This window comes from Mucilaginibacter sp. GW822-FHT03E02 (assembly GCF_058801545.1).
This window is the reverse complement of the sequence record NZ_JBXANJ010000003.1, coordinates 65,577-83,414: the sequence shown is the minus strand read 5'-3', so window position 1 is coordinate 83,414 and position 17,838 is coordinate 65,577. Positions and strand designations below refer to the sequence as shown.

The window sequence follows — 17,838 nt, the reverse complement described above, 5'->3', positions numbered from 1 at the left end:
TAAATTATTTGCCTGCCAGCTGTTTACATACGCCGCTAAAAGTTTCTGTATGGCTGGCAAGGTACCAGGCGGTCATAATTATCCGCCAATTGCAATTTTGAGGCATTTGTTTGTGTTGGCGGCTTTTATGACCTATTTTTGGTAGACAATCTTTTTTAACCGGCCATACCGGCAGGCATCATCTTAAAAACAGCATGGAATCAAGGACAATTACCTCTGAACCAACCTATAAAGCAGCCCGAAAAATTGCCCCGGCAATTGAACGGCATTTTAAACATTTTCATTCAATAGCGGCAGATAACCCTGCCGAGCTTGGCCTTACGCCCGATATACAAACCATTGAAACCCTCATAGATTTGGCTTTCTGGGCAAGTTTGCGCCGCGAAGAAGGTTATTCGCCCAAGTTTACGCTGGCTTTTTTACCCCCCGAAAGCGCAGGGCAACCTTTGTTATTTGGCCATAAAATTAAGCTGGCACCTAATATACTTACCAAATTTGCTTCGGCAGTACAGCAGCCAGGTATCCACCTTGGCGTTTGTTTAGAGGACGGTGAGCTGTATGTTTGGGGAACAACCCTTGCTATACCTGCTTATTGCTTTGTTTTGGAAGTAATTGAACCAGGCCTGCTGGTAATAAAACATCGCCGGGTTGATGGTTTTGGCAAATTTTTAAATATTGCCATTTTAAAAGGCGACGAAATAAAGGTGGTTGACGAAAACGGATCAACCCTGTCTGACTGCCCTAACATACTTACCTCGATGCTTGATTTTACCCTGCCATCGTCATGGAACGATCCGGTGAATGTGCTTGTGCAACTGGCAGCATCTATGCAGGCCCATAAACGGGGCGGTATTTTGCTGGTGGTTCCATCGGGCAGCGATGACTGGCTGGAGTCTATCATTCAGCCTATCTCCTACCCTGTTTCGCCCGCGTTTTCGGGCCTTACCGATTTGATGATACACCAGGGGATTGAAAAGTATCATACACCCTGGCAGGAAAAATTGCGCCGCGCTGTTGACACTATCGGCGGTTTAACATCAATAGATGGCGCTACTGTAATTAATGATAAACATGAGTTGCTGGCCTTTGGGGCCAAAATAGGCCGTTCATCAAAAAGTACCCGCGTAGAGGAAATTGTGGTAACCGAGCCTGTTGTTGGCTGCTCCACCAGGGTAATCCACCCGGCGCAAAATGGCGGCACCAGGCATTTATCGGCAGCCCAGTTTGTATTCGATCAAAAGGATGCCATAGCATTGGTGGCCTCGCAGGATGGCAGGTTTACAGTTTTTGCATGGTCGCCGGTGGTGAATATGGTGCATGCACACCAGATTGATATATTGTTGCTGTAAAAGCAGCTAAATCTATCTATCAAAATATAAAATGTATTCACGGCGGCCTTGAAATTGCTTTTGGCGCCGGCCAAATATTTAATAAATAATTATTAATCCGGCTTCTTTTTTTTATTTTCATAGCCGGTATGCAAAATTGTTTTAAACTATACTTTAGCCTTATTACTGGTATTTTACTGTTGTTTGTTAATAACCAGTGCGTTATGGCGGAAAGTACGCCCGCGGTGCATGTAACACCCAAGCCCAATTGGTTAAGTGTTTGCAAACCTTACAACCAAAGGCCATCGGCGCGTACTATAGAAAAAGGATATTTTTTCGCGCTGATAGAACAGCAGATACATGTTGAGCTGAAGGCCGATTACCATCATGTAATTAAGGAAATAGTATCAGAAACCGGCATTCAAAATGCTTCGCAAATAAACGTTAGTTTCGATCCAAGCTTCCAGCGTCTTGATTTTCATGAAATAACTGTATGGCGCAACAATAAACCTGTTAATCGCTTAAATGTAGCTGGCTTTAAGGTAATTGCCGACGAGCAGGATTTATCCAACTTTATTTACCAGGGCAGCTATTCGGCATTGTTAATTCTTGATGATATCCGCAAAGGCGACAGGATTGAATACTCCTACACGCTTACCGGCCGCAACCCCATTTTTAATGGCCGTTTTTGCGATGATATATCTTTTCAATGGTACCAACCCATAGCGCATCAGTATACGGTGCTTATAGCATCGGCACAACGGAAATTAAACTTTAAGGCCATCAATACCATACCTAAAGTGGCTATTACTCAAAGTGCAGGCTTAAAGCGATACGAATATGAGGCTTTCCAGGTACCACCCGCACGTGATGACGAGAACCAGCCTGCCTGGTACGAAAGCAGGCCCCGTGTACAGATCAGTGAATTTGACGGCTGGGCCGGTGTGGTTAATTGGGCGCGTGGTATTAATCCGGCAGAAATCAATATCAAAGGCGAATTAGCGCAGCGCATAGCCGAAATAAAGGCCAAAACAGGTAACGACCAGGTAAAATATTTCCGCGAGGCCGTTAAAACTGTGCAAAATGAGGTGCGGTATATGGGCATCGAAATGGGACAATACTCGCACAAGGCCAATAATCCAGAAAAAGTTTTTAAACAACGTTATGGCGATTGTAAAGATAAATCGTTGTTACTGGTATCGATGCTGAAAGCAGACGGAATAGATGCGTGGATGGTGCTGGTGAATTCGAGCGTTAGGGCACATATTGAAAATTACCTGCCAACTTACTATGCGTTTGATCATGCTGTGGTTACTGCCAATGTAAAGGGCAAACAGGTTTGGGTTGATGCCACTATCGACTACCAGGGCGGCACTGGTACAGATATTTATTTCCCCAATTATGGTAAGGGTTTGGTACTAAGGGCGGGCGACACATCGCTTACAACCATACCACAATCAAAGCCGGGAAAAGTTATCTTTAACGATTTATATACGATAAAAAACGACCATGCACCGGTACTGTTCACGGTAAAAACTACTTATACATTAAACGAAGCCGATGATATCCGTAGCCGTCTTGCCTCAACAGGTATGGCCGAAACAGAGAAAAGCTACCTGGATTATTATGCTAAAACGTACGCCAAAATCGAACAAAAAGACTCGATTACCGTGGACGACGATCTGGATAGAAACGTACTTACCACCACGGAAACCTATACGATAAAAGATTTTTTCAGGGTAGATACCGAGACCAATAAAAAGTCGGCCGATTTATATGCCAACTACATTTCGCAGCAGCTGCCATCTTTAAACGGGAGAATAAAAACGCCCGTATCATTAAATTACCCGCTTGATTATGATTATACCATAAACGTTATATTAAAGGGCGGCTGGGATATTACCGACAGAACCAATGCGATTACAAGGGATTATTATAAATTTTCGTCCGATTATACCTCATCGGGCGATACCTTACAGCTTAATTACAAACTTGCTTATTTAAAGGACAATGTGCCTGTAGATAAGCTGGACGAATTTAAAGGCGATATTAAAAAGCTTAACAGCGACGGCCTGAGCTATAGTTTTAGTTACGGAGCCACCAGCGAACCTGAGTCAAACATCAACAATGCGATGGTTGTTTTTGCCGGCTTTTTGGTAGTTGGCCTGATGTTTTTAGGCGTATGGTTTTACCAGCGCGAAACACCAGCTATTGTTTTTAGTTATGGATCAACCTTTATGCCTATTGGTGGCTGGCTCATATTGATAGCCATTGGCCTTGGGGCAACAGTCCTTAGCGTAGTGCGGAATCTTTACAACGGCAATTTTTTTGATATGGCTACCTGGAATTCCTTTGCTACCAGTAAATACGGCTTTAACCACAAACTTTTATTGGTTGTTGGGGCCGGCGGCAATATTATACTTATGATGCTGGCTGTTTTTTGCCTTATCCTTTTATTAAATAAACGCGATATATTCCCTAAAGTTATTACCGGTTATTTTTTATATGCCTTAGGATTTGGCGCTGTTTTTTATATCATATCATTAACCGTGCATGATGAAAAAGTTGTTTCGCAGTCTTTGTACTTTTTAATAAGGGCATGTGTTGTTTCTGCTATCTGGATCCCCTATTTCAAAAAGTCTACCCGGGTGGAGGATACTTTTATTGTGCCTTATCCGCCATATAACTATAGCTACGAGGGGCCGGACTCACCAAATGCCGGGCCGGGAAATTAATCGGGGACATCACATATTACAAGGATTTGATTATTTTGATCACTCCAAGGGTTCTCGTGTTCCTTTTTTCGCTATTGAATCGATATTTTTATTCGACACATCTGGTTAGCTTATTGATTTTTGACTATTATTGAAGAGGTGCTGTTCGGTCAGTTATTAGTAATAATTAGCTTATAACATTAAATCAACAGCAAATAGAGATTTTTAGAATAAATTTGATTAAATAATTACACAGGCCAATGAAATTTCAACAGTTATTAGAAGACGTAAAGAAATACGTTATATCCTATTTTGATGCCTACCAGGACCCCAATTTAATTTATCACGACCTTCAGCATACCAAAGATGTTGTAGCCGCTGCTACAAAAATTGCCAACCACTACCAGCTTAGCGATGAGGATTTTTTTGTTGTGGTAGCTGCCTCGTGGTTTCATGATACAGGATATTTTACTGATAAAGCCGAACACGAAGCAAAGAGCATCAGCATAGCCGAACACGAGCTTAAACAGCTAAAAGTAGCCGATGCGGTAATTGAAAAAGTAAAAGGCTGTATTATGGCTACCGAAATGCCACAGAAACCCGTTGGTTTGTTACAGGAAATTATATGTGATGCCGATCTTTTTCATTTAGGAACCGACGATTTTAACGAACGCAGTAAATTGGTGCGTAAAGAAATTGAAAAGGTAAAAAACATTGTACTTGATAAAGACGAGTGGCGTCAAAAGAGTATCGAACTATTGCAATCGCACCAGTATTTTACTGATTACTGCCGCCTGCTGCTTGGCGATCAGCAGCAAAAAAACCTGGATAAGTTGATAGGCAAACAAGCATTGGTAAAAGACAAAACGCCTGTAATAGCCCTGGCCGAAGAAGGTGTTGTGGCTGACACAGAAGATGATAAGGCTGATACCGAAAAGCATGGTAAAAAGCATAAAACGGATAAACCAGAGCGCGGTATCGAGACCATGTTTCGCATTAGCTCAAGCAATCACCAGCGGTTGAGCGATATGGCCGACAATAAGGCTCATATCATGATTACGGTAAATTCCATCATTCTATCGGCTATTATTAGTTTGGTGCTGCGCAAAATTGATGAACACTCAAACCTGCTGGTGCCAACCTTTATGCTGCTTGGGGTAAGCCTGCTCACCATCACCTTTTCTATACTGGCAACCCGGCCATCGATACCTAATGGGGTATTTACACATGAGGATATCGAGAATAAAACCGTTAACCTTTTATTTTTTGGTAATTTTTACCGCATGTCGCTCGAAAAATACAGCGAGGGTATGGTTAAAATGATGGACGACAGCGACTTCCTGTACGGCAGCCTCATCCGCGATAATTATTCGCAAGGTGTTGTATTGGGGAAAAAATACCGGTTGTTGCGGGCATCATACAATGTATTCATGTTCGGCCTTATCATTTCCGTTGTTGCGTTCATTATTTCAACACTGATCTAACGCGGTAAACATTATACCGTTACAAATATATCTACCTATGGATCATTACTCATTTTTTGACAGGGATTTAAGCTGGCTGCTTTTCAATGAACGGATTTTGATGGAAGCCGGAAAAGAAACCTTGCCATTGATGGAAAGGGTAAATTTTCTCTCCATATTTTCGTCCAATTTGGACGAGTTTTACCGGGTGCGGATGCCCGTATTACTTGCCCTACATAACCTCGCCAAACACGGTAACAGCGAAAAAGAGGATGTATTGCTGGAAGCCCAGGAACTGATAGGCCATCAGCAACAAAAATTCGGACAGGTTTTTACCGCTGAGATTGTCCCTTTGTTAAAAGCCCAAAAAATCACCCTGCTTTTTAACGAACCGATACCCAATGAAATTGCGGATAAAGTAAGCGACTATTTTTACAGCCAGGTTATGGCTTTTTTACAACCGATAGACCTGGCTGATACTAAAAAGAATTTTTTTCCCGAAAATAACCGGTTGTACTTTTTGGTAAGCCTGCAAGCTGAAAACAAAACCGAGCGCAATGTAATCCTTAACATTCCATCAAACCAGCTGCCCCGGTTTTACAGCGTTAATACAGATGGAAGGCAATACATTGTTTTTTTGGATGATATCATCAGGCATAATTTGGATAAATTATTCAAAAACGAGGTGCTTACAGGCTGTTACAGCATTAAGATAACCCGTGATGCCGAACTTGACCTGGATGACGAATACCAGGGAGACTTATCTGAACAGGTTGAAAAACAACTATTAAAACGCGACCTGGGCATTGCTACCCGCTTTTTGCACCAGCCCGGTGTGCCTTTACGTACCCTGCATTTTATAACCGATAAATTTAACCTGCAAAGTTCAAGCGTGGTAGAAGGTGGCATGTACCATAACCTTAAAGACTTATCGGGTTTGCCGGTTAATAATCCATCGTTACGCTACACACGCTGGTCTCCTTTGGTGGGGTACCACGTGAGCGATGCAGGATCGTTGTTTGACCATATCGAAACACGGGATTATATTTTTCATACGCCCTATCAATCGTACAATACAATTCTTCGTTTTTTTAATGAGGCCGCTACCGATATTTCGGTCAGGGAAATCTCTGTTACCTTGTACCGGGTGGCCAGTGATTCGCGCATTGTAAATGCTTTAATAAGTGCTGCTAACAATGGCAAAAAGGTGCGCGTTATGGTTGAGCTGAAAGCCCGCTTTGATGAAGCCAACAACATCAAATGGGCAAAAAAAATGAAAGCTGCCGGTGTGGATATTATTTACAGTAATACCGCATTAAAAGTGCACGCCAAAATTGCATTGGTAAAAAGGCAGGTTGATGGCCGCGACAAATATTCAGGCCTGCTTGCTACCGGCAATTTTAACGAAAGCACGGCTGCGTTTTATACCGATCATATCATGATGACGGCCAATTCATCGTTACTGCGGGAAATGGAATTGTTGTTTATGTTTTTAGCAAAGGGAAAAAAATCGGCAGACGGATATCCTATTGATTTTAAGCACCTGCTGGTAGCTCAGTTTAATTTACAGGACCGCTTTTTAGCGTTAATTGACCAGGAAATTGCCAACGCAAAACAAGGCCTGCCTGCATCCATCACCATAAAATTAAATAACCTGGAAGAGCGTACACTAATAGCCAAACTTTATGAAGCCTCGCGGGCTGGTGTTAAAATTTCGCTGATAGTACGCAGCATTTGCTGCCTGATACCCGGTGTACAAGGAATGAGCGAAAATATAGCCATAAAGCGTATCGTAGACCGTTACCTGGAACATGGCCGGATTTTTATCTTCCACAATAACGGCGACGAAAAGGTATTCCTTGGCTCGGCCGATTGGATGAACCGGAACATTTACAGGCGTGTTGAGGTTTGTTTCCCGGTTTATGATGATAATATAAAGGCGGAAGTTTTGCAGTTGATAAACCTTCAGCTTAATGATAACGTACAGGCCGTTACACTTGACAGCCAATTGCAGAACATCAGCATACAGCCGATACCACCTTTGGTGCAATCGCAAAAAGCAATTTATGAATTTTTAAAATCGAAGCTTAATGATTAAGGATATGCGCAACACATTAATGGGTGTTATTGTAGCAGGCATGTTGCTAAGCATCTCCTGTGCCAACAAAACAGGTACACCAGGTTACGATAGCCCCACTGGATACAACCTCAACAAACCTATCAAATATTACATGCCCGATGGCCTGCTTGAAGTATCTGGTATAGCCTTTAACAACGGCAAAAGCGATTCTGTTTATGCCGAACAGGACGAAGACGGGAACATCTATTACCTAAAACTGGGCGATAAGCAGGTTAACTACAGCAAATTTGGTAAAAAAGGCGATTACGAGGATATAGCCATTTGCCATAACCAGGTAATTATGCTGCGGAGCGATGGAGTATTGTTTACGTTCCCGTTTAGCCAGGTACGGAATAAAGAAATCACGGATGTGCAAAAGTTAGAAGGATTATTACCCAATGGCGAATATGAAGGGATGCATGCCGATGAGAAAAACGGCCTGGTATACCTATTATGTAAGCATTGTGCCGATGACAATACCGCAAAAAGCAGCAGCGGTACTATTTTAACTTTACAGGCCGATGGCACATTTAAGCAAAGCGGCAGTTTTAGGGTAGACGTAAAAACAATTGAAAAGATAACCGGTAAAAAGAAGATCAATTTCCATCCATCGGCATTAACTCAAAACAGCAAAACCAACGAATGGTATATTTTATCATCAGTTAACAAAATGCTGGTGGTTGCCGATAGCAATTGGAATGTGAAGGCGGTTTACAGTTTAGATCCCGCCATTTTTAACCAGCCCGAAGGAATTGCATTTGACAATCAATACAATCTTTATATCTCAAACGAGGGCAGCAAGACAAGCGCAGGAAATATTTTAAAATTTAATTATACCAAATAAACTGATGACCGGGAGAAAAAAACTACTGTTTGTATTATCTATATTAATCAACCTGACAGGTTTTCAGTTTTGCTACGCTCAAAATGCGGATATCGATATTTTAAAAAGTGTCAATCCACAAAACCCAACGTCTGGCTATTGGCGTACCACCAGTACATCGGCCTACTACGTAGCGGGAGCCGCTTCTTTCGGTACGTTGATATATGGGTTGGCAAGCGGCAACCAAACCGCAAAACAAAATGGCTTAGAGGCGGTGATTAATTTGGGGGCTACCGAATTGTTTACCTACGTTGTTAAAATGAGCGTAAACCGCACGCGTCCCGCAGATAGATACCCCAATGATGTATTTGTGACTTCACCCACGCACGGGCAGTCATTTCCGTCGGGCCATAGCAGTCTTGCTTTTGCTACAGCGGCTACCATATCCATGCAATATCATAAGTGGTACGTAACGGTGCCTGCATATTTGTGGGCTTCGTCTGTCGGATATTCGCGCTTGTACCTGGGCAAGCATTATCCATCTGATGTGCTTGCGGGTGCCGCGGTGGGTATCGGCACTGCATATGCAGGCCATTGGCTTAACCAAAAACTATTTAAAAAGCATACTGTAATTCATGAAGGCCATGATTAAAAAATTACTTCTGCTACTGATAACATTGACGGGCAGCCTTAACCTACTCGCCCAGGATTCGGTAAAATACCGGGTGATACTTATTGGCGATGCGGGCGAAATGGACATGCAGCAAAACGCGGTTTTAAAACACGCGGCAGCCAACATCATCAAAAACAAAACCATTGTGATGTACCTTGGCGATAATATTTACCCAAGGGGAATGGGCTTGCCCGGCAGCCCCGAAGAGAAGCAAACCCAGAAGATACTTCAATCGCAATATCAGCCTATGCGGGCCAATGGCGCACCGGTTTACTTTTTACCCGGCAACCACGATTGGGATAAAATGGGGCCGCAAGGCCTGGCTAAAATAAAAAGGGAATGGGCGTTTTTAGAAGAGCAGCAGGATAGCCTGTTAAAAATGGTGCCCGCCAATGGCTGTCCAGACCCTGTAGAAATAAACCTGGGCGATAATCTCACAGTTATAGCTTTTGACAGCGAATGGTGGCTGTACCAGTACAGCAAAGCAAATGATGCCGCCGAGTGCGATTGTAAAACCAAAGAAGATATTATTGACAAATTTGAACAAATTCTGAGCCGGAACCGCAATAAGGTTATCCTGCTGGCATCGCACCATCCGTTTCAGAGCTATGGCACTCATGGCGGCTATTTTTCGTTGAAGGATCACATTTTCCCATTGACGGCTGTAAACAGCAATCTGCTTATTCCGTTGCCTGTGTTAGGGTCGTTGTATCCCTTTTTGCGATCGTCATTTCCAAACCCGGAGGACCTAAACCACCCTTTATACAAGGATATGATGAAACGGATAGATGGCGTGTTTAAAGATTTCCCAAATGTAATCCACGTGGCCGGGCATGAACATGGCCTTCAATTTATAAAAGACGATCAGCTACAGGTGGTAAGCGGCGCAGGCGCCAAGCATACCTATGCAATAAAGGGCAAAAACTCCCTGTTTGCCGATGCTACCCAGGGATATGTGATAGCCGATGTGCTCGCTGATAACAGCATGCGTTTTACCTACTATATTGATGGTGAAAGCGGGGTAAAACAAGCGTTTGTTTATCCCCAGCCTTACACACCGGTGAAACCCTTAGCGGCAAACCAGCTTAAAGTAATTACTGCCGATAGCCTGGTGATTAAAGTACATCCATCGTATGATAGTGTAAGTAAATTTCATCGTTTACTATTTGGCGAAAACTATCGTAAGGAATGGGCTGCCGATACCAAACTGCCGGTTATCAATATAGCCACCTTTCAGGGAGGGTTGACGCCCGAGAAGCTGGGCGGTGGTTTTCAAACACACTCACTGCGTTTAATTGACAAAACCGGCAAGGAATGGGTTATCCGCAGCGTTGAAAAAAGCCCGGAAAAATTGTTACCCCCGGAGTTCCAGGAAACTTTTGCCCGCGACTGGGTAAATGATGCCATGAGTGCCCAGCATCCGTTTTCCGCATTGATAGTGCCCCCGCTGGCCGATGCCGTGCATGTGCCGCATACCAACCCGCAAATCGGTGTAATGTCGCCCGATGAGAAACTGGGTAAGTTTAACAAGGTATTTGATAACAAAGCAGTGCTTATTGAAGAGCGCGAGCCTACCGGAAAATCAGATAATTCGCTAAAAATGGTAGCCACCATGTTAAAGGATAACGATAACAGGATAGATGCCGAAACATTTTTACGCGGCCGCCTGCTGGATCTGCTAATTGGCGATTGGGACCGCCGGGGCGACCAATGGCGCTGGCAAGGCACCAAAACCGATAAAGGCATTTATTATACCGGCGTCCCCCGCGACCGCGACCAGGCAATGTATACCAACCAGGGCATTATCCCCTATATAGCGTCAAGGGAATGGGCGGAGCCTGATTTGCAGGGTTTTGGCGGGAAAATTAAAAACATATATTACTCCTTATGGAGCAGCATGTTTGCCGATTTGTTTCCGGGGATGAAATATAATCACGAAGATTGGACGCGCATTGTTAATGAATTTGTGGCTGCCGAAACTGACGAGGTTTTAGAAGCCGGCTTGCGCCGGTTACCCGCATCTGCCTATAAATTAAGGCATGATGTATTGTTGAAACAACTAAAGGAACGCCGTGCAAATATCCCGGCCGCCATGGAGGAATTTTATAAGATCAGCAATAAAATTGTCGAGATCCACACCTCAAAAAAAAATGAGCTCTTTAACATTAAAGATATCCCCGGCGATGGATTAAATATCACCATCAACAAAATCAGCAGTGGCGGTAAAGTGCGGGATACGTTGATGAATATCAATTTTATGCCCGATATTACCAAAGAGATAAGGATTTACCTGGGTGCCGGGGCCGATAAAGTTGTTTTAAATAACGCCACGTCGCCCATAAAGATCCGGTTTGTTGATAGTGTTGATGTGAAAGATTACAACATTATACGTTCAAAAAACAAAGTGCAGATTTATGACCCCGGTACGTTGAAATTGACGGGCGATAGCAGCAGGGTACATAAGTATTTCTCGGCCGATAGCGCCAATATTTCGTACATGGCCGTAAACCTGTCAAACGTTACCATGCCTATGGCCAATATCGAGATAAACCCCGATGAAGGTTTTTTATTGGGACTTGGGTTTAAGTATACACACCAGGATAGTTTTCGTAAATTCCCGCATAACGATGTACAGCAGGTGTTTTTGAGCCATTCGTTTTCAACAAAAGCCTTCAGGGCCAGTTACAGCGGCGAGTGGATTAAAGCTGTTGGCAATGCTAACCTGTTATTGCAATTTCAGGCCAATTCACCGGAAAATATTAACTTTTTTGGCCGGGGTAACGAAACCGTGTTTGATAAAACCGGGAATTACAAAAAGTTTTATCGTACGCGTTTCACCACCGTTCAGTTCGATCCGGCTTTAACATGGCATAGCTCGCGTGGCACTACGGTAACCGTTGGGCCATCATTGCAGTACTATAATTTAAATGCAGCTGACAATACAGGACGTTTAATTACAAACCCGTTACTCACCAATAGTACAGATAGTTATACCTTTGATCAGCGGAAACTTTTTGCAGGTGCGATTTTTAATTTTACCAGCGATTTGCGTAACAATAAGATACTACCTGCCTGGGGAAGCTATGTAAATGTTAAATTGCAGGGGTACACTGGCTTAAATAGTAATTCAAACTCGTTCATACAACTGATACCACAGGCGGCATTATATAAAAGCTTAAATACCAACGGCACCATTGTGCTGGCCGAGCGAATAGGCGGAGGTGTAACCATTGGTAAAACCGCCTTTTATCAATCGTTGTTTTTAGGCGGACAGGATAACTTATTAGGTTACAGGCTTTACCGCTTTGCCGGTCAATATAGTTTTTATAACAATTTGGAACTGCGCTTAAAAATGTTTGATTTTGCAAGTTATATTGTACCCGGGCAGGCTGGTTTGGTAGGTTTTTATGACATTGGCCGCGTTTGGGAAAATGGCGAACATTCTGATAAATGGCACAATGGTACCGGCGCCGGCTTATATATTGCCCCAGCCAAATTAGCGGTTATAAAAATCGTGGCCGGGCATTCTGAAGAGGGTTGGTATCCTTATTTATCAACGGCTTTCAGGTTTTAACTTAAGGTAATTTACAAAAAATGCACACCGAAGTACTCAACATAAGTAAAAATGATTGCAATGTTTGCCAGGTAGAAACCTGCCTTACGTTTGATCCTTTTGTAGCGCATTTACAGGAGCGTGTAAAAACAGAAAAGACCCTTAAATCGGAGTTTTATAAATACGTACTCAATAAGTTTGAAACAGACTTGTGTATTGATCTGGAGGTGAACCCCGATTATGCCGAAATGTACAGGGGGACGCTGGAACTGATTTACAGTATACTTACACCACCTATTTTAAATGAAAAAGAGTTTTTTTGGGCCTTGAGTACTGCCGTGCCCGAAAAAATATTTTTCAGCACCGATGCTTTTTTTGAATTTCATTCCAGTCACCATTCTGGCCTGTATGGTATGAATATGCCCGATCAGGAGTTATTTGCCCAGCGGCAGAAGCGCTTTATTTATAACCTGATACTGGAGCGGATGTATGGGTTTAGTACAATACTGCGTAATGAACTGCTTTACAGCTACATAGATCCCGATACCAAACTTACCCGTTATTATAGCATTTTTACAAATTCGGAATTTGTAAATGTGGTATTAAAAGGCGAATTGCCTGTTTTGAGCCTGGAGGTTATTGAGCCTTATCTTAATGATTTTGAGGGAGTTGATGTACTTGAAAGGCTTTTGCCATTATCAAATTTTAAATTTGAAGGTTTCACTGTAATTACCTTAACCGATGTTACACTGCCGCATGCTATGGAAAGTATCAGGAACGAATTGGTTAACCATTCCAGCAACGAACCCGAACAATATGAACATATCATCAGTTCGTTAAAAACCCTTTCTGAAGATCCGGCCATTGAGTTTGGGCTGATGCCTTTTTTAACCGTAAATAACCATCCAATATTTGATACAGATGACTGTTCTCAAAGCGTGCTGATGTCGGTGGCAAAAGAATATGACCTGGCCGAGGAAACCTTTGTAGCCATTGCTGATGACTACAATAGAAACCCCAAACCCATATTTTTTAATTTCATTAACGACGAAAAGACCACAAAATATCCTTTTTTGAAGGTATTGAAACAATCGGGCGTTAAATCGTACGGTATTTTCCCTGTTTACTACAATAAAAAAAATGTGGGCATCCTTGAAGTATATGCTTACAAGGAAATAGCGTTTTATGAAAAGCTGTTATCAAAGCTGCAAACCGCTATGCCCCTGATAGCGCAATTACTCCAAAATAGCATCGATCAGTTTAATGACCGCATCGAGCGGGTAATTAAAGACAAATTTACGTCGCTTCAGCCGTCTGTTCAGTGGAAATTTAACGAGGTGGCCTGGGAATATCTTAAAGAAGGCAATAAAAGGCGTAAGAACCAGGAGATAGAAACAGTTGTTTTTGACAACGTTTACCCCTTATTTGGCGCAATAGATATTCGCAATTCCACCGTCGAGCGCAACACCGCCTTACAGGACGATTTAAAGGCATTCCTTACGCTGGTTATGGAAACCCTTACCACTTTAAAAAAACACATCCACTTGCGCCTTATTGATAACCTGGTATTTAAATGCGATGAATGGCTGCAAAAAGTTAGCGGTTTTATCACCACAAACGACGAACTTACGCTGGATGGTTTTGTAAAAGATGAACTAAACCCATTCCTGGAACATTTCAGGCAGAACTATCCCGACGAAAAACCGGTAATTGATAAATATTTTGCCGCATTATCTGAAGATACAGGACTTTCTTTCGCCAACAGGCGTAACCTGGAAAATTCCATGCAGCTTATCAACAACAGCATCAACCATTACCTGGAAGTGGCGCAGGATGAAGTACAGGAATCATATCCCTGTTATTTTGAAAAATTCAGAACGGATGGTGTTGAATATGACATTTACATAGGGCAGTCCATTGCCCCCAGCCGGGTTTTTGATTTGCTCTATTTAAAAAATATCCGTTTGTGGCAATTAAGGTCGATGGCGGAAATAGCAAGGATCACCAGCTCTTTAATCGACCAGATCTCGCATCCACTGCAAACAACCCAGCTGATTTTTATCCACTCAAACCCTATCCAGATCAGTTTCAGGAATGACGAACGTCGTTTTGATGTGGAAGGCGCCTATAACATCAGGTACGAAGTAGTTAAAAAACGTATTGATAAAGTATTGATAGCTGGCACTGTTGAGCGCCTTACCCAGCCGGGCAAAATTGCTATGGTATATTTTAACGCCAACGAGGCAACAGAATACCATGAATACATTAAATACCTGCAGGATTCGCATATCTTAAACAATGATCTTGAATACCTTGACCTGGAGGAATTGCAGGGTGTTACCGGTCTAAAAGCCTTGAGGGTTGGGGTAAATTATGATTTTAAATCATAAAACAAAACGGTGTATTAAACTATTGTGTACTATGCGTTATTAGCTTATCACCTTGAAAAATACATACCTAAAAAACAGACCGGCCAAAAGTTTATTGCTGCTGATATTAGCAACATTAGGAGTAATGCCCGCTTTTGCGCAAGCCCCAGGCGATAGCATTAAGCTGGCTATTGAGCCCGGATACAATAAGGCGAGCGGCACCCATCGTTTTTTCCTTGGCGAAAATTACCGTAAGTTGTGGGCAGCCCCGGTAAAACTACGCATTTTTCATATTCAGACTGAAAAAGGCGGCTTAAAAATCCTGCAAAAAGGCGGCGGCCAGCAAACCAAGTCGTTACGCCTGCAAGACCCATCCGGACAGCAATGGGTATTAAGAACCATCCAGAAATATCCCGAAAAAGGGTTACCGCCAAGCTTGCGGCCAACAGTAGCCAAGGATATCCTGCAAGACCAGGTATCTGCCGCGCATCCCTTCTCGGCTTTAACCGTGCCGCCATTGGCTGCGGCACTGGGCATCCCCCACTCCAACCCCGAAATTGTTTACATGCCCGATGATACTGCCCTGGGCGATTATCGCAAGGATTTTGCCAACCAGGTTTTCTTGTTTGAAGAGCGCGAACCGCTGGATGCCGAAAAAACCGACAACACCGATAAGGTGCAGCGTAAACTGCAGGAAGACAATGATAACCGGGTTGATGAAAAAACCGTGCTGCGCGCCCGCCTGCTGGATATGCTGCTGGGCGATTGGGACAGACACGAAGACCAATGGCGCTGGGAGAAACTGGGAGGTGAAAAAGGAACCACTTATGAACCCGTGCCACGTGATCGCGACCAGGTTTACTACAAAACTTCGGGGCTGTTTCCGTGGATAGTAGCGCACCAATGGCTCAAATCAAAATTTCAGGGTTACAGTGGCGAAATAAGGGACATCAACGGCTGGAATTTTAACGCCCGGTATTTTGACCGTTATTTCCTGAATGCCCTAAGCGAAGAGGATTGGAAAGAACAGATAGTCTTTGTCCAAAATACGTTAACCGATAACCTGATAAAAAGCGCGGTTAAACGAATGCCCGATACCATATTCAAACTTTCGGGTGCCGAAATTATCAGCAAAATGATTGCCCGCAGGAACATACTGGATAAGCAGGCCATGGAATACTACCGTTTTATAGCCAAACAGGTAGAGATACCTGCAAGCGATAAAACCGACAAGTTTACCATTAACAGTGAAGCCGGAGGCAACCTTACTGTTACCATTAATAAGATCAAAAAAGATGGAAGTGTTGATAAAATAACCTACAAACGCACCTTTAAACCGGATGTAACCCAAGAGGTAAGGTTATACGGTTTCGCCGGCGACGATCAGTTTGCAGTTACCGGTAGCAATCCATCGCCTATAAAGGCGCGCATGGTTGGTGGTGATGGGGTGGATAGTTTTTATGTAGATAAGAATCTGCACAATAGAAGCAGTTTGTATGTGTATGACAGGTCCGATCAGCAAAATAAGTTACCATCATCGGCCGACGCGAAGATTCGTACATCAACAGATACGGCAGTAAATCAGTACGATAAAAAGAGTTTTAAATTTGACAGGTTTGAGCCTATCATACTGGCCAATTATAGCCCGGATTTAGGGATTTCATTGATAGCCGGTTTATCATGGGAAAAGCACGGTTTCAGAAAAGAACCTTATGCCTTCCGTGATGAATTCCTTGTGAATTATAACCTGGGCAGGCAATCATTCATGCTTACCTACGCGGCCGATTGGAAAAAAGCTATAGGTAATAATGATCTGGGTATTAATATCAAATCGTTAGGCCCACATAACCTCAGTAATTTTTTTGGTATAGGCAACAATACCGTTTTTGAAAACGAAGGTGATAAGGAGATCAGCTACTATCGTAACCGTTACGATTTTGTTACCGCCAATGTATCTCTTAGTCAAACAAATAATAACTGGCAGTTTAGTGAGGGCATAGCCGGCCAATATTATAACAGCAGTGCATCAAATAATACCAGTCGTTTTTTAAATGGCTACAACCAGGCCAATCCAGATCAGAATGTATTTGGCACAAAATTTTACACCGGTGTTTTGGCCAGTGCCCGGCTGGATACCCGCAACAAGGCAACCATCCCCACCAAAGGCATTTTATGGAATACTACCATTGGCGGCTACACCGGCTTAAGCAAAAACAGCCACAACACCTACGGGCAAATCCTGTCGGAGTTTAGTTTTTACTTCAATCCCGACAGGGATTCGATATTAGTAATAGCCAACAGAACCGGTCTTGGCACTACCGTTGGCGATGCCGCGTATTTTCAGTTGATGAAACTTGGTGGAGCGCAAAATTTTCGTGGTTTCCACACCAACAGGTTTACGGGCAAATCCATCGCCTATAACAATCTGGAATTACGCCTTAAAGTGTTGGATTTTACATCGTACCTCCTACCCGGTTCCCTGGGCATTATCGGCTTTAACGATGTAGGCCGCGTTTGGGTACCCGGCGAAAAATCAGATCAGTGGCATGATGGATACGGCGGCGGATTTTATATTATCCCCGCCCAGCTGGTATTAATTGAGGCCGTGATGGGCTTTTCAAAAGAAGGATCGTTGCCTTACATTACTATTGGATTGCGGTTTTAAGCTTACTGATTTTCCGTTATTTCATTTTTGTTTTTGATAACCCCAATATTGATTGACGTTTGCTGGTTGAGGTTTGGTTTGTCCAACTACACGCAAAACAAACAATCTATAAAAACAATGAACGTAAAAAA

The 17,838-nt window shown here is 43.0% G+C and carries 9 protein-coding genes; all 9 read left to right on the top strand.

Annotated elements, in window-relative coordinates:
- Positions 1–194 precede the first annotated feature (194 nt).
- The 9 genes from AC1RM2_RS32850 (at position 195) to AC1RM2_RS32810 (ending at position 17,707) form a co-directional block, all read left to right on the top strand.
- Complete coding sequence (locus AC1RM2_RS32850) at positions 195–1,349, top strand: putative sensor domain DACNV-containing protein (protein ID WP_492989360.1); 1,155 nt, start codon at positions 195–197, stop codon at positions 1,347–1,349.
- A 203-nt stretch (positions 1,350–1,552) separates the two neighbouring features.
- A complete protein-coding gene (locus AC1RM2_RS32845) occupies positions 1,553–4,063 on the top strand; it encodes a DUF3857 domain-containing protein (RefSeq protein WP_492989359.1) in 2,511 nt (836 codons plus the stop codon).
- Positions 4,064–4,302: 239 nt separating this feature from the next.
- On the top strand, positions 4,303–5,526 hold the full coding sequence (locus tag AC1RM2_RS32840) for a Pycsar system effector family protein (protein WP_492989358.1): 1,224 nt from the start codon (positions 4,303–4,305) through the stop codon (positions 5,524–5,526).
- 37 nt (positions 5,527–5,563) lie between these two features.
- Positions 5,564–7,603, top strand: a complete 2,040-nt coding sequence (gene ppk1 / locus AC1RM2_RS32835) for a polyphosphate kinase 1 (RefSeq protein WP_492989357.1) — start codon at positions 5,564–5,566, stop codon at positions 7,601–7,603.
- Between the two features lie 4 nt (positions 7,604–7,607).
- Complete coding sequence (locus AC1RM2_RS32830; RefSeq protein ID WP_492989356.1) at positions 7,608–8,468, top strand: SdiA-regulated domain-containing protein; 861 nt, start codon at positions 7,608–7,610, stop codon at positions 8,466–8,468.
- 4 nt (positions 8,469–8,472) lie between these two features.
- On the top strand, positions 8,473–9,099 hold the full coding sequence (locus AC1RM2_RS32825; RefSeq protein WP_492989355.1) for a phosphatase PAP2 family protein: 627 nt from the start codon (positions 8,473–8,475) through the stop codon (positions 9,097–9,099).
- Positions 9,092–12,694 (top strand): BamA/TamA family outer membrane protein, encoded by a 3,603-nt coding sequence (locus AC1RM2_RS32820; RefSeq protein WP_492989354.1) that lies wholly within the window; start codon positions 9,092–9,094, stop codon positions 12,692–12,694. Before AC1RM2_RS32825 ends, AC1RM2_RS32820 begins: the two co-directional genes overlap by 8 nt.
- A 20-nt stretch (positions 12,695–12,714) precedes the next feature.
- The gene (locus tag AC1RM2_RS32815; RefSeq protein ID WP_492989353.1) at positions 12,715–15,063 is read left to right on the top strand and encodes a GAF domain-containing protein; all 2,349 of its coding nucleotides are present in this window, start codon (positions 12,715–12,717) and stop codon (positions 15,061–15,063) included.
- Between the two features lie 52 nt (positions 15,064–15,115).
- On the top strand, positions 15,116–17,707 hold the full coding sequence (locus AC1RM2_RS32810; RefSeq protein ID WP_492989352.1) for a BamA/TamA family outer membrane protein: 2,592 nt from the start codon (positions 15,116–15,118) through the stop codon (positions 17,705–17,707).
- Positions 17,708–17,838: the final 131 nt, after the last annotated feature.